10 protein-coding genes and 5 pseudogenes are annotated in these 19,980 nt (G+C 68.4%); 9 read left to right on the plus strand and 6 right to left on the minus strand.

The window, feature by feature from the left end:
* Positions 1 to 333: 333 nt before the first annotated feature.
* Positions 334 to 2,814, minus strand: coding sequence for a Helicase associated domain protein (locus ACWY4P_RS00005; protein WP_456208012.1), 2,481 nt, complete (start codon positions 2,812 to 2,814; stop codon positions 334 to 336).
* 236 nt (positions 2,815 to 3,050) lie between these two features.
* On the opposite strand from ACWY4P_RS00005, the gene ACWY4P_RS00010 reads away from it, so the two are divergent.
* Positions 3,051 to 3,548, plus strand: a complete 498-nt coding sequence (locus tag ACWY4P_RS00010; protein WP_456208013.1) for an NB-ARC domain-containing protein — start codon at positions 3,051 to 3,053, stop codon at positions 3,546 to 3,548.
* On the opposite strand, the pseudogene ACWY4P_RS00015 reads toward ACWY4P_RS00010, so the two are convergent.
* The 3 genes and pseudogenes from ACWY4P_RS00015 to ACWY4P_RS00025 all read right to left on the minus strand — a co-directional run bounded on the left by ACWY4P_RS00015 (position 3,545) and on the right by ACWY4P_RS00025 (position 6,638).
* Positions 3,545 to 4,610 (minus strand): annotated as a pseudogene (locus ACWY4P_RS00015) (IS630 family transposase). The gene ACWY4P_RS00010 and the pseudogene ACWY4P_RS00015 sit on opposite strands and share 4 nt — an antisense overlap.
* 119 nt (positions 4,611 to 4,729) lie before the next feature.
* Positions 4,730 to 5,338, minus strand: coding sequence for a TetR/AcrR family transcriptional regulator (locus ACWY4P_RS00020; protein ID WP_456208014.1), 609 nt, complete (start codon positions 5,336 to 5,338; stop codon positions 4,730 to 4,732).
* Positions 5,339 to 5,381: 43 nt separating this feature from the next.
* Positions 5,382 to 6,638, minus strand: coding sequence for an MFS transporter (locus ACWY4P_RS00025; RefSeq protein WP_456208015.1), 1,257 nt, complete (start codon positions 6,636 to 6,638; stop codon positions 5,382 to 5,384).
* Positions 6,639 to 6,743: 105 nt separating this feature from the next.
* On the opposite strand from ACWY4P_RS00025, the gene ACWY4P_RS00030 reads away from it, so the two are divergent.
* From ACWY4P_RS00030 to ACWY4P_RS00040, 3 genes and pseudogenes are all read left to right on the plus strand, one after another.
* Complete coding sequence (locus tag ACWY4P_RS00030; protein WP_456208016.1) at positions 6,744 to 8,402, plus strand: DUF5597 domain-containing protein; 1,659 nt, start codon at positions 6,744 to 6,746, stop codon at positions 8,400 to 8,402.
* Between the two features lie 133 nt (positions 8,403 to 8,535).
* On the plus strand, positions 8,536 to 11,016 hold the full coding sequence (locus ACWY4P_RS00035; RefSeq protein WP_456208017.1) for a beta-glucosidase: 2,481 nt from the start codon (positions 8,536 to 8,538) through the stop codon (positions 11,014 to 11,016).
* Positions 11,017 to 11,260: 244 nt separating this feature from the next.
* Positions 11,261 to 11,848: pseudogene (locus ACWY4P_RS00040) on the plus strand (PIG-L family deacetylase); the annotation flags it as partial.
* On the opposite strand, the pseudogene ACWY4P_RS00045 reads toward ACWY4P_RS00040, so the two are convergent.
* A pseudogene (locus ACWY4P_RS00045) lies at positions 11,834 to 12,640 on the minus strand (integrase core domain-containing protein); the annotation flags it as partial. The pseudogenes ACWY4P_RS00040 and ACWY4P_RS00045 overlap by 15 nt on opposite strands.
* 350 nt (positions 12,641 to 12,990) lie before the next feature.
* On the opposite strand from ACWY4P_RS00045, the gene ACWY4P_RS00050 reads away from it, so the two are divergent.
* Together ACWY4P_RS00050 and ACWY4P_RS00055 are read left to right on the plus strand one after the other, a co-directional pair.
* Positions 12,991 to 14,289, plus strand: coding sequence for an SNG1 family protein (locus tag ACWY4P_RS00050; protein ID WP_456208018.1), 1,299 nt, complete (start codon positions 12,991 to 12,993; stop codon positions 14,287 to 14,289).
* Positions 14,290 to 14,519: 230 nt separating this feature from the next.
* Positions 14,520 to 15,089: a TetR/AcrR family transcriptional regulator gene (locus ACWY4P_RS00055; protein ID WP_456208019.1), complete on the plus strand. Its 570-nt coding sequence runs from the start codon at positions 14,520 to 14,522 to the stop codon at positions 15,087 to 15,089.
* A gap of 87 nt (positions 15,090 to 15,176) precedes the next feature.
* Here ACWY4P_RS00055 and ACWY4P_RS00060 read toward each other — a convergent pair whose 3' ends face one another.
* The gene (locus ACWY4P_RS00060; RefSeq protein WP_456208020.1) at positions 15,177 to 15,710 is read right to left on the minus strand and encodes a TetR/AcrR family transcriptional regulator; all 534 of its coding nucleotides are present in this window, start codon (positions 15,708 to 15,710) and stop codon (positions 15,177 to 15,179) included.
* Between the two features lie 282 nt (positions 15,711 to 15,992).
* Between ACWY4P_RS00060 and ACWY4P_RS00065 the strand changes: the two are divergent.
* The 3 genes and pseudogenes from ACWY4P_RS00065 (at position 15,993) to ACWY4P_RS00075 (ending at position 19,973) form a co-directional block, all read left to right on the plus strand.
* Positions 15,993 to 16,757: pseudogene (locus tag ACWY4P_RS00065) on the plus strand (SDR family NAD(P)-dependent oxidoreductase).
* A gap of 92 nt (positions 16,758 to 16,849) precedes the next feature.
* Positions 16,850 to 18,462 (plus strand): annotated as a pseudogene (locus ACWY4P_RS00070) (CocE/NonD family hydrolase).
* Between the two features lie 809 nt (positions 18,463 to 19,271).
* Entirely contained in the window at positions 19,272 to 19,973 is a 702-nt protein-coding gene (locus ACWY4P_RS00075) for an SDR family oxidoreductase (protein WP_456208021.1), read from the plus strand.
* Positions 19,974 to 19,980 lie beyond the last annotated feature (7 nt).

Here is a 19,980-nt window from a genome sequence, read left to right on the forward strand (position 1 = left end):
GGGTCGTCAAGATGCGGCCACCTCCGGTGGCCTGCCCGCCACTTCGTGGCGGGTGATCCGCTCCGCGGATCACGGGCGGGTCGTCGGGCGGTGCTCGGATCGCTCCGCGATCCGAGCACCTTGGCCTGGTCGGTTCCTGCAACTCTGTTTTTGGCTACGGTGGTTAGAAAGGTGTCCGCTCCGCGGTCACCTTTGGGCTGGCCGGAGTGGGGCGGTCCTCCCGGTGACGCTTGCTCGGGGAGGAGTCGACTCGAGGTCAGGATCTTTTCGGCCTGCCGGGTTCCTGAGTTGCTGGCTCCGCGTGCCTTCTGCTGCTTCCATAGAAGCAGAAAACTATGGAAGATTCGAGATGTGGGTGTCCCCCTTTTCAGGAGGTGCGGGGTCGGTGTCGCGCCAGTCGCTTTGAAGGATCTCTTCCATCAACTGATCTTGTTCTTGGGTGAGTTGGCCGGTGTTCTGTCTGGTTCGGACTTTGCAGAGCCACGGGCCGATCATGATCCGATCGCCGTCGGCTTCGATCCATTCCCGAGCGCCGGGCGGGCGGCCCCAGCGTTCCATGAACAGCCGGAGGATCTCCGCGGTCTGCTGAAAGGTACGGCGAGTCCGCTTCGACTCCGTGCCGATCATCTTCCCTGTGAGGAGAGGGGTTTGGTTGGGGGTCAGCTTGAGGCGGGTCAGGAGGTCGCGCTGCCCAGGGGCCAGCTGGTCCCAAGAGGTGTGCTGGCGGTGTAGCCAGCTTCCGGCCTTCACTCCCTCAATCACCGTGTCACGGCGCAGTGTTGCGGGGTCGTAGCCAGCTTCGAGGTGGCGTTTAAGGAGGTGGTACTTGCGGTGCCAGTCGGGGCCGTACGGAAGTGTCCAATCGGGGTCGAGGGCGGTGAGTTCGGCGTTGCGTTCGAGGGCAAGGCGGTTTTTCCGGGCCAGGGCGCGTTGGTCGACGAGGAACTGGCCGCCGGGTTGGTGGGCAGGGATGGCGAGGTGACCGTGCTCTGTCTGGTAGGCGGTGACGGTCGTCAGGTGGCCTTGCCAGGTGGCTTCGTGGTCGTCCCAGATCATGCCGAGTTCGTCGAGTTCAGCGATCCACTCTGGGGTGAGAGTTCCTTGCTGACGGGCTGTACGTTGGCCAGTGATGAAGGTGCCCAAGTGGTAGCCGTAGGCGTCCTCGTAGCCTGCGGGGACGCGCAGGTGCTGGTGTTCGGTGTAGAAGCGGGTGGCGGCGGCCAGGCCGGCTCTCCGCGGTGCGGAGAGGACGGTTCCGTCGGCGGGCCAGGAGATGAGATCCATGGCTTGAGCGATGGTGTTGGGATCGAGAGTGAAGTCGAAGCGGAAGCGGCGGGCGATCAGGGTGTGGGTGTCGCGCTCTAGGCGCTGGTTGGGGTTTTTGCGGGGTGCGCGGGCGGCGATGGTCTGGTCGTGGTGTCTGAGGGCTGCGGTGACCAGCCACAAGGCTTCGTAGGGGGTGGCGAGCAGGTCGGTGGGGTCGGCGCCGGGTGGGATGTAGGCAGGGATGATGAGGCTGGCTGTCTTGGTCTCGCGGGTGGGGGGTTTGCGCAGTGCGCGGCCCAGACCCTGGACGATCCGGCGGACGCTGGCGGTACGGTCCGCGAATACCACCCCATCCACAGCTGGCAGGTCGATGCCCTCCCCCAGGACCTGGGCGTTGGTGAGGACGGCACGGTCGGCGTCGGCGAAGTCGGTCAGGATGTCGTGGCGCTGGCCCGGGGTGTGGGTGCCGTTGATCGACTGCACGACCAGGTCCTCGGCCCAGTCCGGGCGCTGCTCGCGGGTGAGGGTGCGCAGGCTGTGGGGGAACTGGCGGGCGAAGTCCGTAGCATCGGCGATCTGCTGGAAATAGACGATCAGGTGATGGAGGTCGTGTTCGGCCATCGCCTTGAGGACGGCAAGGTGCAGGGCTGTCGTCCGGCGGGCGGTTGGGGCGAAGCCGGAGTGGGTGTCTGGGTCGGCGAGGGCGGTGCGCAGTGTGGTGTCGGTGATGGTGGGTACCACCAGCTGGTAGTCCGCGAGGACTCCGTCTTCGATGGCCTGGGCGTGGGAGTAGGTGTGCAGGCGTGGGCCGAAGGTTTTGACGTCTGCCATGGACGCGACCAGTGAGGGTGCATCCCATTCTGGGGCCGTGGCCGCGGTGCGCTTCGGTACCGGGCGGGACGTGGGCGCCTCCGTCAGACGCGGTGGCTCCCACTCGTAGGGGGTCGCGGTGAGGTAGAGACGGCGGTCGGCCGGGATGCGCGTGTTGTCGTGCAGGGCTGTCCACTCTTTGTCCCAGCTACCTGCGGTGCGGTGCGCCTCGTCCACGATCAGCAGATCGAACACTGGGGCCGGGGCACGGGTGTGCTGGCTCTGCTCGATTTTCGGCAGCGAGTCGAGGGTGACGAAGACGGTGGCGTGCTCGTGCCGGGCCAGCCACGACGCCAGCCTCTCGCCCGAGTTCGTACTCGTGACGGCTGCCCCCGCGAGCAGCGGGTGCTTGTCTGCACGCAGTGAGGACACTGCGATCATCGGCTCGCGGCGCCCGTCTCTGCGGGCGGCCTGGGCCCATTGCGCGATCAGGTCCAGGCTCGGCACTGCGACCAGAAGATGCCGGACGGTCAGGGCCTCGGCCGTACGCAACGCAGTCACGGTCTTACCGGTACCGCACGCCGAGACCGTGTGACCACGCGTATGCGGACGCGCGAGATGACGTGCTGCGTTGTCGACCGCCTGCTGCTGATCCGGACGTAGCATGAGCCGGACCGGACGGTCCCGGGATGCCGGAGTGGCTGAAGCCTCAGCCACGGGCTCAGGGCTGGAAGACATGCGTACAACCTCAACTCACGACAGGGGCAGTCGGCGGAATTCATCCTCCCGCATGTGAGCGAGTTGGCGCGGGGTAGATCTCACACTTTGATGCGAGCTGCGCGCCGCTCGAAGCCGTTGCGATTCGGCCTGGTACCCGACGTGGGCGGCGTCTTTATCGAACGGGGGTACGGTGGCGCCCTTGTGCGGGCCTTGGACACTGGCGGCGGCTCCGTCCTCAAAGACGCTTCGAGGACGTGAACGGGCGGGTGATCACAGGGACGGGGGGAATTGGGAAGTCCTGTCTGGCCGCCCACTACTGCCACAGCGGCGCAGACGGCAAGGTGGATGTGCTGATGTGGGTGACGGCGAACAACACCACAGCGGTGACCGGCGTCTACGCCCAGGCAGCCCGCATCCTCGATCTGGTGCCCGGTGGCGAGGACACCACATTCGAGGCCCAGCAGTTTGTGAACTGGCTGCGTACCACCACGCACAGCTGGCTCATCGTCCTCGATGATGTGCTCTCCCCCGGCGCGCCCGAAGGGTTGTGGCCGCCCCGCCAGACCAACGGCAGTGGCAGGGTCATCGTCACCACGCGTAGCCGTGAAAGTGACCTCGCCGCCCTCAGTGGCCACGACTTTTTGCCGATCGGTGTGTTCGCTCCTGAAGAGTCCCTCTCCCATCTCCGTAACACTCTCCGTCGGCCCGCGCTCACCGACATCGACGAGGACTTACTGACTTCGGCGTATTAGGGTCCGTCCGGTCTGTCGGGAGTGAGGCCCGTTCCGGCGAGGACGCGGTGCCGGCACTGCAGCGTCTTGAGCCGTCTGCGGAGCAGGGCCTCCAGTTCGCTGAGGGTGCGGGCGGCCAGGTGGCCAGGCTCCGCTTGATGTGCGCCCACAGGCCCTCCACCGGGTTGAGGTCGGGCGCATACCCGGGCAGCAGGACCACCGTCAGCCAGTCCCGCTCGGCAACGAGTGCCTTCATCGTCTTGGAGATGTGGGTGCTCAGCCGGTCCCACACCACGATCAGCGGGGCCTTCAGCAGCTAGTGGGCGCCATCGAGCAGGCGGATGTAGTCCGTCTCACCCAGCGAGCGACGCTCGCCCTTGCGGCCGGTATGCCGACGCAGCCGGTAGCACAGGCGGGCGGGCAGACCCGGCCGGAAGCACAGCAGCCCGGCCACCGAGAGCCGTCCCCGGCTGCGGCCGGACACCTTGACCCTCGGGGTGATCCCGCGCCGGCCCCAGGTCCGGCCCCTGGGCAGACGGCCGGTCACGCCCGCTTCCTCCTCGAAACAGATGAACGCGCCGGTCGCCGCCCGGAGGGTTTTACCTCCTGCCAGGTCGCCTCCCGCCATGCGGTGATCGCGCCCTCGTCGCGTTCGGCGGCGGGCCGGGCGGGCATCTGCACGCTGTAGCCCATCCGGTGCAGCAGCCGGGTCACCCCCGAGACGCTGTAGGAGATGTGGAACTTCCGCCCGATCAGCGTGCGCACCCTCGCGGCGGTCCACACCTGGTCGTCCGCCCAGCCGTGCGCGGCCGGCCCCTCCTCCAGCCACATCGCGAGCTTGGCCTGCAGGTGAGGGCCGAGCCGGCAGCCGTAGCCGGAAGGACCCCTGGAACGCAGCGCCTCGCGTCCGCCCGCCCTCCAGGTGCGGCGCCACTGGTGGACCGACTTCCCACTCACCCGTAACTCGCCCACGATGCACGGGACTTCCACACCCTCCTCGAAGAGGTCAACAGCCCGTATCCGTACCTCTTCCCGGCGCCTGCGCTGCTCGGCGGTCAACCCGCCCCCGTCCGGATACCGCATCCCTCCGGCGTACCACCTCGGACGGACCACGTCACCAGTCCCGACACAGATCCAGACCCCGAAACGCCAAAGTCAGTAAGGGCCAGGGTTCCTCGCAAGATCACGCTGAAGTACGGCGTTCACGGGGTTTGGCCGAGCAGAGCACGGAGGCCCTTCCTCAAGGCGGCGACGAGGTCGAAATTCGGATCGATCAGCCATTGCAGCTGCAGTCCGTCCCAGAGCGCGACGAATGCGTAGGCCGCCTCGGCGGCCTTGGTATCTGCCGGAAGGCGCCCTTGGGCGATGTCGGACCGGATGCCCTTTTCAACGAGGGTTCGGACTCGGCCATACCGTTCGACGAACCAGGCATGGGCAGGATGAGAGGTGGACGACGCCTCGGCCGACATGACTGCCAGCAGTCGCAGCGACTCCGGTTTCGCGAGGTTGCGCTCGGCCAGGGCGATGACTGCCTCGATGAGACCGCTGTGCAGCAAGTCCCTTTCGAAGGGTTCTTGTTCGCGGTTGTCCGCGTTCTCAAGCACCGCGATCAGCAGCTCTTCCTTGCTGGGGAAGTGATGCCGCAGGCTTGTGAAGCTCAGATCGAGCTGACGGGCGATCTCCCGCAGCGCCCCCCCGTGGTAGCCGGTGACGGCGAAGGCCCGCTCGGCAGCTTCGACGATTTCGGCCTTTCGCCGTGCGGTGTTCGCGTACGGACCACGCCGCCCGGCCGTCGCTGCAGGGTTACCCATGATCCGAGTATAGGCACTGCGCAACGACGGCCTGCGGCGCTTTTCACCGCACGCGCCGCAGGGGCAGGAGCACCAGGGCTGACACCACCGCCAGCGCGATCGCGATGACGAAGACACTGCGGTAGCCGATGGCGGTCACGACGAGACCCGAGACGATCGGCGCGAGTATCTGGGGGCCTGTGTTGGCTATGTTGAGGATCCCCATGTCCTTCGCGCGGTCGTCGCTGTTGGGCAGGACGTCCGCCAGGAGGGCCTGGTCGACGGCGATGTAGATCCCGTAGGCGAAACCGCCGACGCCCAGGAATGTGTAGAACGCCGCCAGTGAATCGGACAAGGCCAGGGGCATCTCGGCTGCGGCAAAGATGAGCGAGGCGGTGATCACGATGGGCTTGCGTCTGCCCAGGCGGTCGGAGAGAGGACCGGAGAGTACCGTCGCCGCACCCGAGCTGACCGCCATGACGACGCCCCCGGTGGCGATGACACGGCCCGCTTCCTTGGCGCCGAGCCCGATGTAGTCGGTGAGCACAAAGAGTTGGTAGAGCAGCACGCTCATGAAGGACATCAGCAGCAGGAAGCGGCCGGCGAGCGCCAGGAGGAAATCACGGTCGCGCGGGGGCATGAAGCTGCGCAGCAGTGCCCGTGCGGACCCTGCCTCCCGCGGCTCGTCCCGGTTGTCCGGCTCCGGGGCCAGGAGGACGAAGAGCACCGCGGTGACGGCGATCAGCCAGGGCAGCCAGCGTAGGCCCTCCCGGGGGACCGTGATGAGAGCGCCGGCCACGACGCTGCCCAGGCTCTGAGCGACCAGCTGGCCGAATCCGACGACAGCGGAGGCCTTCCCCAGGTTGCTGGGGGCCACCCGGTCCGGCAGTACGGCGAACAACGGAGCGAGGACCACTGCCAGGCCGACCTGGAAGGTGATCCAGAGTGCGACGAGCAGGGGGAAGTTGCTGGTGAACGACATGGTGGTGGCTGCGATGGCGAGGACGACGCCACCACTGGCGATCCACGGGTTGCGCTTGCCCAGGCGTGAACGGGTGCGATCGGACAGTGTGCCGATGACGATCGTGGCGATCATGCTCGCCAGCGAGCCGGTGGTGGCGAGGGTGCCGTAAAGCGCCACTTTCCGGTCGGGATCGATCTGCGTCATGATCGCCGGGATGAGCGTGCCCGCAGCGGCGAACGGGAGCATCCAGCCCGCGTGAACGAGGAACAGCAGCGGCCCGAGCCTGCCGAGGCGCGCCGGATCCCGATTCAGTTCATGGTCTCCCCGGGGGATGCCTGGTCTCGTGGAAAGGGTCACTGGCCTGCTCCTTTGCAGCACTGTGAGGGACGGCGCGTGAGATGCTAGCCACGAAAACAGCCCAAGCGCTACATTTTCGCAGACCATTCTTGCCCAGGAGGCTCCGTGAATCACACAGTGACCACTTCGGCGCTCGGCGTTCAGCAGGCAGGAGCCTGCCCGCCGCCCCGCCTCGACAGGTCGCAGGGACCGGCCCGGCTCGTCGTCGACGGGAACCCGTTTCTCGTACGCGGCGTCGAACTGCACAACTCCTCCCCTTCAGCAGCCGGCTCGCTGGCCGCCGGTCTGCAGTCCGCGATCGCTGCCAACGCCAATACCGTGCTGGCAAGCGTCACGTGGGAAGAGATCGAACCCGTGGAGGGGCGCTTCGTCCTCGACTCGGTCCGATCGGTCCTCGAGGAGGCTCGGGCTGCCGGATTGCGTGTGATCCTGCTGTGGTTCGGCGCGTGGAAGAACGGCACGTCCAGCTACGCACCGACGTGGGTGAAGCGCGACTGGGACCAGTTTCCCCGCTGTGTGCTGGACGACGGGCGCATGACCGAAACCCTGACCCCGTTCGCACCCAGCAACCTCGACCTGGCCGCATTCCGCCGCTTGATGGAGTACATCGAGGAGATCGACGCCGAACACCGCACCGTGCTCATGGTGCAGATCGAGAACGAGGTCGGACTGCTCGGCGCCTCTCGTGACCGGTCCCGCCAGGCGCAGAATGCCTTCGCCCAGCCCGTCCCCGAGAACCTCCGTAATGTGCTGTCCTCGCAGGACGCGACCGCCGTACCCGCGAACCTGTGCTGGAGTGACCTGCCGGGCGATCCCTCCGCACGCGACGAGGCCTTCATGGCCTGGGCATTCGCGAGCCACATCGAGAAACTGGCGCGGGCGGGCCGGGCCGTCTCCCCCGTGCCCTTCTTCACCAACGCCTGGCTGGACAGCGAGATCGACCTCGACATCCCGGGCTTCGCGGTCGCCGGGGGACAGGTTCCGGGCACCTATCCCAGCGGAGGGCCGCTCCCACGCGTGGCCGGCGTCTGGCGAACGACCGCTCCCACAGTCGACCTGTTCACCCCCGACTTCTACTTCGGCCAGCCCGACACGGTCTTCGGCGACTTCCTGACCATGTCGGACGGTCTTTTCATACCCGAGATGCGCCGTGACGCAGCGGGTGCCGGGCATGGGCTACTCGCGATCGGCGAGTACCACGCCCTGGGTGTCTCCCCGTTCGGCACGGACTCGGCCGACCTCCCCGAACTCGCCGCACTTTCCGACGTCTACGACCTGATCCGCCAGACCGAGTCCGTGCTGACCCTCACTGACGGCACACCAGCCGTCACCAGGGGTTTCCACCTCGATGACGCCACTCCGCGCGTCGCGCTGACCATTGGCTCGATCGTCCTGACGGTGACCCGGTGGGCTCCCATCGGGATCGACGCTACGGGCACGTACGGTTACGGCCTCATCGTGGCGCAGGAGGAGGACGTCTTCCTCGCGGTCGGCCGAGGTTTCCGCATCGGCTTCACGACCACGGATCCAGCGTGGCAGATCGGTCTCGAGTCCGTCACCGAAGGGCGCTGCGGTCCGGATGGTTGGAAAGCGGAGCGCCGCCTCAATGGCGACGAAACCGCGGGAGGGACCGCCTGGATGCATCCGCAGTCCGGGCAAACCTCCGCCAGCCCGTTCCCCATCCCCGCCCACTGTGACCACTCGGGGATCTCTCGCTGCCGAATCTATCGCTTCCCCTCTCGGGAGGCACCCGCTCTGGACTGACTGCCCGGCCTAGCTCCGCGGCCCATCGTGCAGACCCGCGCGACGTCAAGCGGGTTACCGACGAACTCGAGCGGCGCCGGGCGGCCGCTCTCCGCTCGCCCGCTCACTGATCATGTCCAGCAAGGAGAACGCCATGCCCCCCTCCCACACCTCCCTCGATCTCGGCTCCCCCGAGCTCCACCGGCTGGTCGCCGAACTCTCCCTGGAGACCAAAGTCAAGCTGTTGACCGGCCAGGACTTCTGGACCACCTCGCCGGTCGAGTCGATCGGCCTGCGCCGGATGGTGCTGTCCGACGGCCCCTCGGGGGTGCGGGGCGAGGTGTGGGACGAGCGCTCCCCCTCACTCAACCTGCCATCCGCGACCGCCCTCTCCTCCTCTTGGGACCCCGAGCTGGCCTACCGCTACGGTGCCGTGCTCGCCGCCGAGGCCCGCCACAAGGGCGTCGACGTGGTCCTCGGCCCAACGATCAACCTTCACCGCTCCCCGCTCGGGGGCCGCCACTTCGAGGCGTTCAGCGAGGACCCCGTCCTCACCGCCGACCTGGCCGCCGCCTTCGTGCGCGGCCTGCAGGACCACGGCGTCGCCGCCACCCCCAAGCACTACGTCGCCAACGACTACGAGACCGAGCGCTTCACCGCCAGCACCGAGGTCTCCCAACGCGCCCTCCGCGAGCTCTACCTCCTCGCCTTCGAGAAGGCCGTGATCCAGGCCCGCCCCTGGCTGGTCATGTCCGCCTACAACGCCATCAACGGCGTGACCGCCACCGAGAACGACCTCCTCGACACACCGTTGAAGTCCGAGTGGGGCTTCGACGGCGTCGTCGTCAGCGACTGGACCGCCGTCCGCTCCCTCGCCTCGGCCGAGGCCGAGCAGGACCTTGTCATGCCGGGACCTGACGGCCCCTGGGGCCCGGCCCTGGTCGCGGCCGTCCGCGATGGCCGCGTCGACGAGGCCGTCATCGATCGCAAGGTGGCGCGCGTCCTCCTGCTCGCCGCCCGCGTCGGCGCCCTGGACGGCTACCAGGCCGCCCCACCACCGCGGGTCACCGCCTCGGACACCATCGCCTTCGCCCGCCACGCCGCCGCCCAGGGCACCGTCCTCCTCGCCAACGACGGCATCCTCCCCCTCGACCCCACCCGCCTGCGCCGCGTCGCCGTCATAGGCCACAACGCCCAGCACGCCCGCACCCAGGGCGGCGGCTCCGCAACCGTCCTGCCTGAGCGCGTCGTCAGCCCCCTCGAAGGACTGCGCGCCGCCCTCCCCGGCGCCGAGGTCACCTACAGCCTCGGCGCCGTCGCCCATCACGGCCTCGCCGAGCTCCCCCTCGCCCAGATAACCAACCCGGCCACCGGCGAACCCGGCATGCTCGTCCGCTTCCTCGACGCCGACGGCGGCGAACTCTTCCGCGAGGACCGCCGCTCCACCGCCCTGGTTTACTTCGGCGGGGACGCCCCCATCACCACCGCCGCCACCATCGAACTCACCACCCGCTGGACCACCGACACCACCGGCGAGAGCCTGCTCGGCTTCGCCTCCGTCGGCACCGGCCGCATCCACCTCGACGACCACCTCTACCACGAGGACACCGCGATCGCCGTCGGCCAGGACCTCGGCGCCAGCCTCCTGGCCCCACCCGCCGTCACCACCCCCCTCACCACCACCGCCGGCACCCCCCTGTCCGTGCGCGTCACCTTCGACCTCACCTCACGCGACACGGCCATGGGCGGCACCTTCGCCATCACCCTCGGCACCAAACCGGCCCCCCACGACCCCATCGCCCTGATCGCCGACGCCGCCCGAGCCGCCGCCGATGCCGACATCGCCATCGTCGTCGTGGGCACCAACTCCCAAGTGGAGTCCGAGGGCTTCGACCGCACCGACCTCGACCTCCCCGGCCACCAGGACGCCCTCGTCCACGCCGTCACCGCCACCAACACCCCCACCATCGTGGTCGTCAACTCCGGCTCCCCCGTCCTCCTGCCCTGGCGCGACGACGTCTCGGCCCTCCTCGTCACCTACTTCGGCGGCCAGGAGATGGGCAACGCCCTCGCCGACATCCTCCTCGGCCACGCCGAACCCGGCGGCCGCCTGCCCACCACCTGGCCGGCCACCGCCGAGGACGTCCCCGTCCTCAACACCACCCCCACCGACGGCGCACTTCACTACACCGAGGACATCCACATCGGCTACCGCGCCTGGCTGAAGTCCGACACCCAGCCCGCCTTCCCCTTCGGCCATGGCCTCGGCTACACCACCTGGCACCTCGCCGACCTCACCGTCGACTACGACACCGACACCGACGACGGCACCGACCGCCACACCGTCCACCTCACGGCCACCAACACCGGCCCACGCGCCGGCAAGCAGGTCATCCAGGTCTACCTCTCCCGCTCCGACTCCACCGTCGACCGCCCCAGCCGCTGGCTCGCCGCCCACACCACCGTCCACGCCGAACCCGGCGAGACCACCCAGGTCGCCATCCCCCTCCCCTACCGCGCCTTCGCCCACTGGCGACCCGACGGCTGGCACCACGAACCCGGCCCCTACCACATGCTCGTGGGCACCTCCGTCACCAACCTCCCCCTGAGGACAACCATCCAGTTCCCCAACTGACCGGAGACGCCGGGAGTGGCACAGTTCCGGTGTGCGGCGGGAACAGCCGGTCCGGCCGACACTGTTGCACCGCCAAGAGAGCGGCGCCGCGCGGATGGGGGACACAGAGGCCAACAGCCGACGTGATCCGGGGCCCTCGGGCCCGCGGTACGCCCGGTCATCCGACATCCGATATTGAAGGGCGACCGCTCATACGCCCGGCACGGACTCGGACCGAGGCCTTTTCACACAGGAGGACAGTTTCATGAATGACTTGCCCTTGACGCTTATGGCGGTACACGCCCACCCCGACGATGAGGCCACTGGAACAGGAGGTGTCCTCGCGCGGTACGCGGCGGAGGGCATTTGCACGGTCCTCGTGACGTGCACCGACGGCGGTTGTGGTGACGGACCGGGGGGTGTCAAGCCGGGCGATCCCGGGCACGATGGGGCGGCCGTCGCCTTGATGCGGCGTCAGGAACTCGAGGCAAGCTGCGAAGTCCTGAAGGTCGGTCATCTGGAGAGGCTGGACTACGCCGACTCCGGGATGATGGGGTGGCCGACCAATGACGCCCCAGGCTCCTTCTGGCAGACACCTGTGGAGGAGGGCGCTGCCCGACTCGCGGAACTCTTGCGGCGCTACCAGCCCGATGTGGTCGTCACCTACGACGAGAACGGCTTCTATGGCCACCCCGACCACATCCAGGCCAACCGCATCACGATGGCGGCGCTGGCGATGACCGCGCTGACACCGAAGGTGTACTGGACGACGGCGCCCCGCTCGATGATGCAGCGGTTCGGGGAGGTCATGCGCGAGTTCGGTGCGGACAGGCAGGAGCCGGATCTCGCTGAGCAGGATCTCCATGTCGTCGGCCTGGAAGACGGCGTCGAAGGCGTTGGTGTACTTGCTGTCCCGGTCCCGGAGGAGGAAACGCGGGGAGTCCATCCGGCACCCCGGCGTCATGGTGAGGTTCCTGGCCTGTTGGACGGTCCATGGGACGGTGGGGTGCGCGGTGACGCCGGCGAGGTGAACACGCCGGGTGCCGTGTTCGATGAGGGCCAGGGCGTACAGGCGCTTGAGCGCGATGGTGTCGATGTGGAGGAAGTCGGCGGCGAGGATGCCATGGGCCTGGGCGGTGAGGAATTCACGCCAGGTCGGGCCGGAGCACTGCGGAGCGGGATCGATGCCGGCCGCGTGCAGGATCTCCCAGACCGTGAACAGGGCGATCTGGTAGCCGAGGCGTGCGAGTTCGCCCTGTATACGGCGGTGGCCCCATGCACTGTTCTCTTTGGCCAGGCGCAGGATGAGCTGTTTGACGGTGGGCGCGGTGGACGGCCTGCCGGGGCGGCGGTGCCGGGGGAACGTCCACTTCCGCGCAAGGAATTGCCGGTGCCAGGCCAGCAGCGTGGTGGGAGTGACAGAGAATACGTGACGCCAGTGTTCCCGCGGGACCAGCCGGGAAAGGAGGGCGAGCCGGATTCGGTCGGCGGGCTCGTAGCGGACTCGGGCGATCTGGCGGCGTAACACCGCGTTCTCGTGCCGCAACGCCAAGACCTCCGCATCCTTGGCCACGCGGCAGCGCAGCACGGCAGCGGGCACCTTGATCAGGTTCCGGACCAGCGCGGTGACGATTGAAAGCGGCATCGGCAGATCATCCCAGGCGCCGTGCAGGCCGCCACCCTGCGCGGAGAAGCTGCAGGCCAGACCCAGAATCGTATTTCCGAGCGGGACAGGTGCCGGCATGCGGCTTTCTGACGCTGCTGGGACATGGGCCAGCGCCTCGACTTGGAATTTGAAAACTGATCGGTTTACGATGGGTCTGAAACCGACCGGTTTCATCAGCCGGAGTCCCGGCAGGGTGCTGAATCCGCACCTCCGGTTCCGTGTCGGCGGCCGTGTGTGCCGAGATTGAACGTTCCGAGGGTCGCCGGCCCGCAATGAAGCTGTCCGGCCTCCTCCGGATATGAGTGTGCTGTCCGAGACCGGAGTAAATCATGAGTGGGATTCACCCGTTCCGCGTCCTGCGTGCCAAACCCCTGTGGATCGCCAATGGCGTCATCACAGGCGTACTCGCGCTGCTGTTCACCGTGTTCTACGTCGGTGCCAACATCGATCCGGTCGATCACATGACCAAGCTGCCCGTCGGTCTGGTCAACGCCGACAAGGGGGCTGCTGTCGGTGGCAAGCAGATCAACCTGGGGGCTCAGATCTCCGAGTCGATCAAGAAATCCACCGTGAGCGGGGACAAGATCGACTGGAAGGTGATGGACGAGAGGGGGGTGAAGGAGGAGCTCGGCGAGGGCAAGCTGTACGGCGCGCTCGTCGTCCCCGCCGACTTCACCTCCGCCACCGTCGCTCTGACCGGCACCGCGACCGCCGGGACCCCGGCCCGCCCGACGCTGACGGTGCTGACCAACCAGTCCGCCGGCAGCGTGGGCTCCAGCCTGGCCCGGACGGCGACGACCCAGGCGGCCGAAAGCGCCTCGCTCCAGGTGGGCAAGGAGCTCACGTCCCAGAGCGGGACCGGGCAGGCAAAGGTGCCCGCCGCGGCACGCGTCCTCCTGGCCGACCCGGCCGCCGTCACGGTCAAGGACGGCCATCCGCTCGACTCGCACAGCGGCCTGGGTCTGACGGCGTTCTACTACGCGCTCGTCCTGGTGGTCTGCGGCATGCTCTCCGCCAATGTCATCAGCGGCCAGGTGGACCACGCCCTCGGCTACACCCACAACGACATGGGCCCGCTGCGGCTGCACCGCCCGCTGATCCGGGCGACCCGGGTGCAGACCCTCGCCATCAGCAGCACCCTCATGGCCGGTCTGTCCCTGCTGATGGGAACCCTGGTCATGGCGGGCGCGGTCGGCGTCATGGGCATGGATGCCGCCCACCTGCCGCTGCTGTGGCTGTACTCGGTGTGCGCCATCGCGGTCTCCGGGATCGGCGCGCTCACCCTCCTCGCCGTGTTCGGCACGCCCGGCATGCTGGTGGTCACGCTGGTCTTCATCGGGATGGCGGTGCCGACGGCCGGCGCCACCACGCCTATTCAGGCGCTGCCCGGCTTCTACCGCTTCCTCGCGGAGTTCGAGCCGCTGCGGCAGATCACCGGCGGCATCCGCTCGATCCTCTATTACGACGCCCAGGCCGACGCCGGCCTGACCCGGGGCTGGGTCATGATGGCCGTCGGCCTCGCACTGGCCGCACTCTTCGGCTTCGGCATGACGGGCTGGTACGACCGCAAGGGGCTGCACCGCATCCCCGCCGAGACGAAGCCCGAGAAGACCGCTGCCCCGGCGTAGCGGAACGCGGCTCACCCAGGACGGGGCCATTACCCGGAGTGGCCCCGGCGTGTGTCGCCCCGCGGGGACGGCAGGCGCGCACAACGTCACGGCTCGGCGACGGCCTCTTCCCCAAGACCGTCGCCGAGCCTCTGAGTGGCCTTCAGGCGTCCGCACGGCGCCGGGCATCTCCCTGATACCCTGGAAACCGATCGGTTTCTATTTCGTCCGATTCGAGTTAACCTCGCGGTATGACCACCGAAGTGAAGCCAAGTCCCAGAGAGCGGCTGCTGGAGGCAGCGGCCACACTCACCTACCGAGTCGGCGTCGGTATCGGCGTCGAGGCGTTGTGCAAGGCGGCGGGGGTGTCGAAGCGCTCCATGTACCAGCTGTTCGAGAGCAAGGACGAACTGCTGGCAGCGAGCCTGAAGGAGCGCGCCTCCGCCTTCGTGGCCGGACTCCTACCGGAGGCGGACGATGGCCGCTCACCCCGCGGGCGGGTCCTGCACGTCTTCGAGCGGGTGGAACTGCAGGCGGGTGCGCCCGAGTTCCGAGGCTGCCGGTACCTGGCTGTGCAGATCGAGCTCAAGGATCAGACCCACCCCGCGAGCCGGGTGGCCCACCAGATCAAAGCGAACCTGACGGCCTTTTTCCGTTCCGAGGCCGAACAGGGTGGCGCGAGTGATCCCGACCTGCTGGCCCGGCAGCTCATCCTGGTCTTCGACGGCGCCAGCGCCCGCGCGGGAATCCAGGCCGACAACCTGACCGGGCTCATCGCACCCACTGTGGTCACCCTGCTCGATGCGGCAGACATGCGCTGACGCACCCCGTCTTCGAGCAGGCTCGGCGACCGAAGGGCTCTTTCGGGTCGATGCCCGTCTCCGGCAGCCGGAGCAGCGCCCACGGCTTCACGCCCCCGCTTCCCGGCAATCGGAGGAAAGCCCGATGGCCGCAAGAGTGTTGCCGAGCATGCCGCAAGCAAAGAAGCTCGTGGTCTCGTGGACATCGGCACCCAGCGACAGGTGCACGGTTTCCCACAGTCTCATCCAGTCGGCCCGGACGAGCTCGCCCATCTGGTCATCGCCCTGCGCCTCGGCGGCCGCCACGGCGGCGTATCCCTGCGACTGCATCAGGAGCGTTTCGGGGTGCGCCGAGATCAGCCGCGCGTAAGCGTCCGCCATGGCCTGGAGGGCCTGCTCGCCGCCCTCCACTCCGTCGGTCGCCCGCTCGAAAGCCAGGCGGGTGTCTTCCATACTCCGCACCAAAGCGGCGACAAAGATCGCCTTTTTGCCCGGGAAGAGCCGGAACAGGTAGGGCTGCGTGGCACCGACGCGTTGGGCAACCGCCTCTATGGAAGTGCCGTAGTAGCCCTTGAGCGCGAACTCGGCGATCGCTGCGCGGACGACGCTCTCGCGTCTCTCCTGCGCACCGATCCTGGCCATGCCGTCATTGCGGCAGGCGCCGGGGCTGGCGTCAGCCGACAAGGCGCCTGGCGGGGCTCGGGCCCACAGTGCCCTTGTTTCGACACCACGCAATACCGACCGCCACGAGACGGGCCCCGGGCTGCCGCGCGTCGCGACAGCGCTCCGCCCCACCTCGGGCGAGACGCCGCAGGCGCCGCGAAGACCGATCAGCCTCAGCGCACAGACGGTGACGCGGCCCGGATCGGGTTGGCGCGTGAGCTTGCACATGGAAACCGATCAGTTTTCGTGAGTCAGGAATCCATGATTACGGCAACTCGGCCTGTGGCACTCGTGACGGGTGCGTCATCTGGCATCGGGAAGGAAACCGCGCTCGCGCTGGTCGCAGCGGGTTTTGACGTGGTCGGCACCGGCCGCGACACCTCGCGAGTCACCCCGCTCGGCGGTGTGACGTTCCTCGACCTCCAGGTGGCCAGCCGTCCTGGTCGACAACGCCGGCGTCGGCTCGATGGGGCGCGGCCGAGGAAACCTCCGTCGCACAGGCCCAGGGCCGTCTTCGACACCAACGTCTTCGGGGTCATGCGCATGGTGAACGAGGTACTGCCGCACATGCGCGCTCAGGGACACGGGCGCATCATCAACATCTCGTCCGTACTCGGGCTCATGCCCCAGCCGTACATGGCCGTCTACGCCGCCTCGAAGGACGCGATCGAGGGCTACTCCGAGTCCCTGGACCACGAGATCCGCGAGCAGGGCATCCGGGCGCTTCTCGTCGAACCCGCCTACACCAGGACCGGATTCGAGGCCAACAGCGCGAAGCCCGACACGCCCCTGCAGGTCTACGCGAAGCAGCGGCAGACCGTCGACCGCGTGATGGCGGAGGCGATCAGGGACGGCAACGCCCCCACCGTCGTCGCCAAGGCGATCGTCGCGGCAGCGACCGACGCCAAGCCGAAGGTGCGCTACACCGCCGGCCCCATGGCCGGACGCGCGAGCACACTGCGCCGCGTCGTTCCCGCCCGGGCCTTCGACAAGCAGCTCCGCAAGCTCAACAAGCTGGCCGGCTGACGCCTGCCCGCGCTCAAGCACCCCGCAAGAAAAAAGACGCAATGGAGCGGCACATGGCGGAGATACAGATCGAGTTCGATGTTCCGGCGGAAATGCGTGACGGCACGGTGCTGCGCGCGGATGTCTACCGGCCCGGCGGTGCGGGGCCGTGGCCGGTGCTGCTGGCCCGGCTGCCGTACGGCAAGCAGACGCCCATGATGGCCGTCGTACCCGATCCCCTGGCGGCGGCCAGGCGCGGCTTCATGGTCGTCGTGCAGGATACCCGTCGCCGGTTCGCCTCCGACGGCGAGTGGGAACCGTGGACGCACGAGGAGAGCGACGGCTACGACACCGTGCGGTGGGCCGCTGCCCTTCCCGGCTCGAACGGCTCCGTCGGCATGGTGGGTGGCAGCTACTTCGCAACACCCAGTGGATGGCGGCGCTGTCGAAGCCGCCGGAGCTGAAGGCGATCGCGCCGTTGATCACGTGGTCCGATCCGGACGACGGGCTGTTCTCACGCGGCGGTGTGGTCGCTCATGCAGGGCGCCGACACCCTGATGCGCCGTCACCGCACCGACCTCGAAGGGCTCGTGAACGGCATCACCGGGCTCGTACAGGATGTGGACGGCCTGGCGAGCGGCGGTTACGGCGAGCTGCCCGCCGGGCGGTTTCCCGCGTTCGCCCGGCACGACCTTCCCGAGCTTATGAGCGTTCCCGGCGGGAGCCCGAGTGGGCGCGGTCCTGCACTGTCGCGGGCCGGCACGACGAGGTCGACCTGCCCACCTTCCAACTCGACGGCTGGTACGACATCTTCAGCCAGGGCACGCTCGACAACTTCACCGCCATGCGCCGCGCCGGCCGGTCCGCCACGCTGATCATGGGCCCGTGGACCCACACCAACTGGCAGCAGGTGGTCGGCGACGTCAACTTCGGATTCAGCGCGCACTCCGACTTCATGGGCATGCGAGGGCGCGTGCACGACATGCAGTTCGACTGGTCCCACCGCACCCTCGGCGAAGGCGACGGTGGAGCTGTGGAGCCGGGCACGGGCCAGGTGCTGCTGTTCGCCATGGGGATCAACCAGTGGCGCGAGGAGACGGAATGGCCCCTGTCGCGGGCCGTGGACACGGACTTCCACCTGCGCGCGGACGGACGCCTGACGCAGGAGCCGCCGTCCACCGCCGAGCAGCCCGAACAGTTCCGTTACGACCCCATGGATCCGGCGCCCACCACCGGCGGCGCACTCCTCATGACCGATGACTTCCGTCCCGGACCGCTCGACCAGACGGCCGTAGAGGCGCGCGAGGACGTCCTGGTCTTCACCACGGAACCGCTCGCCGAGGACCTGGAGGTGACCGGCCGCGTCCGGGCGGTGCTCTTCGCGGCCACGGACGGGCCCTCGACCGACTGGGTGGCGCGCCTGTGCGACGTCGACGAGAGGGGTGTTTCCCGCAATGTGGCCGACGGCATCGTGCGGGTGCGCGCGGCGACACCGAGCGAGGCGGCCGAGCACGTGGTGGACCTGTGGTCGACCAGCATCGTCTTCCGGACGGGCCACCGGATACGGGTCCAGGTCACCTCCAGCAACTTCCCTCGCTGGGACCGCAACCTCAACACGGGCGAACCCGAAGAGAGCGCCACCATGGCCCGAGTGGCCCACCAGCAGGTCTTCCACGACCCCGCCCGGCCGTCCCGTATCGTCCTGCCGGTGGTTCCGGTCCAATAAGAAGCGCCGGAGATCCACACGGCGGACATGGGCGACTTCATCTCGCACAGGGCGATCCTCAGCACTACGTCCGTCGAGCCGCCACAGTCGTGGGACTGATCGTCACCCACGGGCCTCATCCGTTCCCCTCCCAACGCACCGGCGACCGGGTCCCCTTTGCGTGGGGCGTCGAGGCGCTCGGCGACTGGCGCGGTGTCGCATCGGCGGCACAGGCGACACAAGGGGGGGCCGGATCAAGGGCCGGATCATCCCGCGACTCTGGCACGAGGGCTCCAGCTCACGGAGGGTGCGTGGCCCGTCTGCACGGGCGCCGCCCGCCGGCTCCCGCGGGCTGGGCCTCTCGTCGCGAGGCCGCGTCGGTGCAAAGGTCGTCAGGGCCGTCGCGCCTGTCTTCCCTGTCGTCGCGCGCCTCGCCGACACGCCCGCAGTACTTGAGCGGTCCTTGCACCGCCGGCAGTCGGCCGCCCTTGGTCGCCGACCCCCGGCCGGCCCGCAAGGCGCCGGCCGGGCACGCCGGCGGCACCGAGCCGTACAGCGCGCCACTCCTCACGTCACTCCGCTGAACTCCGCCTGAGGCCCAGCCAGGCCACGTCGATCACTGTCGGCGGGCTCGCGGCTTCACCGGCCTGCGCCGGGCGAGTACGGACTCCGCCGACGGATACGAGGCCAGCCCCCGAAGCCTGAGCTCCGCCCGACTCCACCTCGACACTGCGCGCCGTAGTCATCCGCCGCTCGACCGACTTGCATGACAAAACCGATCGGTTTACGGTAGTGAAAACCGATCGGTTTCCATCTTCGTGGAGGTAGTCATGACAGCAATCAAGGGCGCCAACGTCTTCGTCACCGGAGGCAGCCGTGGCATCGGCAAGATGCTGGTCGAGGAGCTCTACGCGCGCGGAGCCGGCAAGGTCTACGCCACGGCCCGTAACCCGCGCTCGGTGACCCACCCCGATGCCGTTCCGCTGGCGCTCGAGGCCACTGACCCGGCATCCGTGGCAGCCGCCGCCGAGCAGGCCCAGGACGTCACCATCCTGATCAACAACGCCGGGGCCTCCGTCCGCGCTTCGTACCTCAATTCCCCGATGGAGGACGTGCGCCGGGATCTGGAGACCAACTTCTACGGGCCGCTACTGGTCACCCGCGCCTTCGTGCCGATCATCGAGCGCAACGGCGGGGGCCACATCCTCAACGCCCACTCCGCCCTGTCCTGGCTGGCCGACGGCACTCCCTACGGCGCCTCCAAGGCCGCCCTGTGGTCGCAGACCAACTCCTTGCGCCTGGAGTTGCAGCCGCGCGGCATCGCGGTGACCGGGCTCCACATGGCCTACGTGGACACCGACATGACCTCGGGCGTCGACGCACCCAAGGCCGACCCCCGCGACATCGCCGTGGCCGCACTCGACGGCATCGAGGCCGGGGCGCACGAGGTGCTGGCCGACGACACCACCCGCTGGGTCAAGTCCCAGCTGTCCGCCGACCTGGAAGCCATGTACGCCCAGCTGAAGAAATAGCACGCAC

The organism is Streptomyces sp. LZ34, assembly GCF_053890475.1.

What these genes read in the sequence shown, in the direction of transcription:
- ACWY4P_RS00005 (WP_456208012.1), bottom strand. Translation starts at nt 2,814, where the DNA reads ATGTCTTCCAGCCCTGAGCCCGTGGCTGAGGCTTCAGCCACTCCGGCA.
- ACWY4P_RS00020 (WP_456208014.1), bottom strand. Translation starts at nt 5,338, where the DNA reads ATGGGTAACCCTGCAGCGACGGCCGGGCGGCGTGGTCCGTACGCGAAC.
- ACWY4P_RS00035 (WP_456208017.1), top strand. Translation starts at nt 8,536, where the DNA reads ATGCCCCCCTCCCACACCTCCCTCGATCTCGGCTCCCCCGAGCTCCAC.
- ACWY4P_RS00050 (WP_456208018.1), top strand. Translation starts at nt 12,991, where the DNA reads ATGAGTGGGATTCACCCGTTCCGCGTCCTGCGTGCCAAACCCCTGTGG.
- ACWY4P_RS00055 (WP_456208019.1), top strand. Translation starts at nt 14,520, where the DNA reads ATGACCACCGAAGTGAAGCCAAGTCCCAGAGAGCGGCTGCTGGAGGCA.
- ACWY4P_RS00060 (WP_456208020.1), bottom strand. Translation starts at nt 15,710, where the DNA reads ATGGCCAGGATCGGTGCGCAGGAGAGACGCGAGAGCGTCGTCCGCGCA.
- ACWY4P_RS00075 (WP_456208021.1), top strand. Translation starts at nt 19,272, where the DNA reads ATGACAGCAATCAAGGGCGCCAACGTCTTCGTCACCGGAGGCAGCCGT.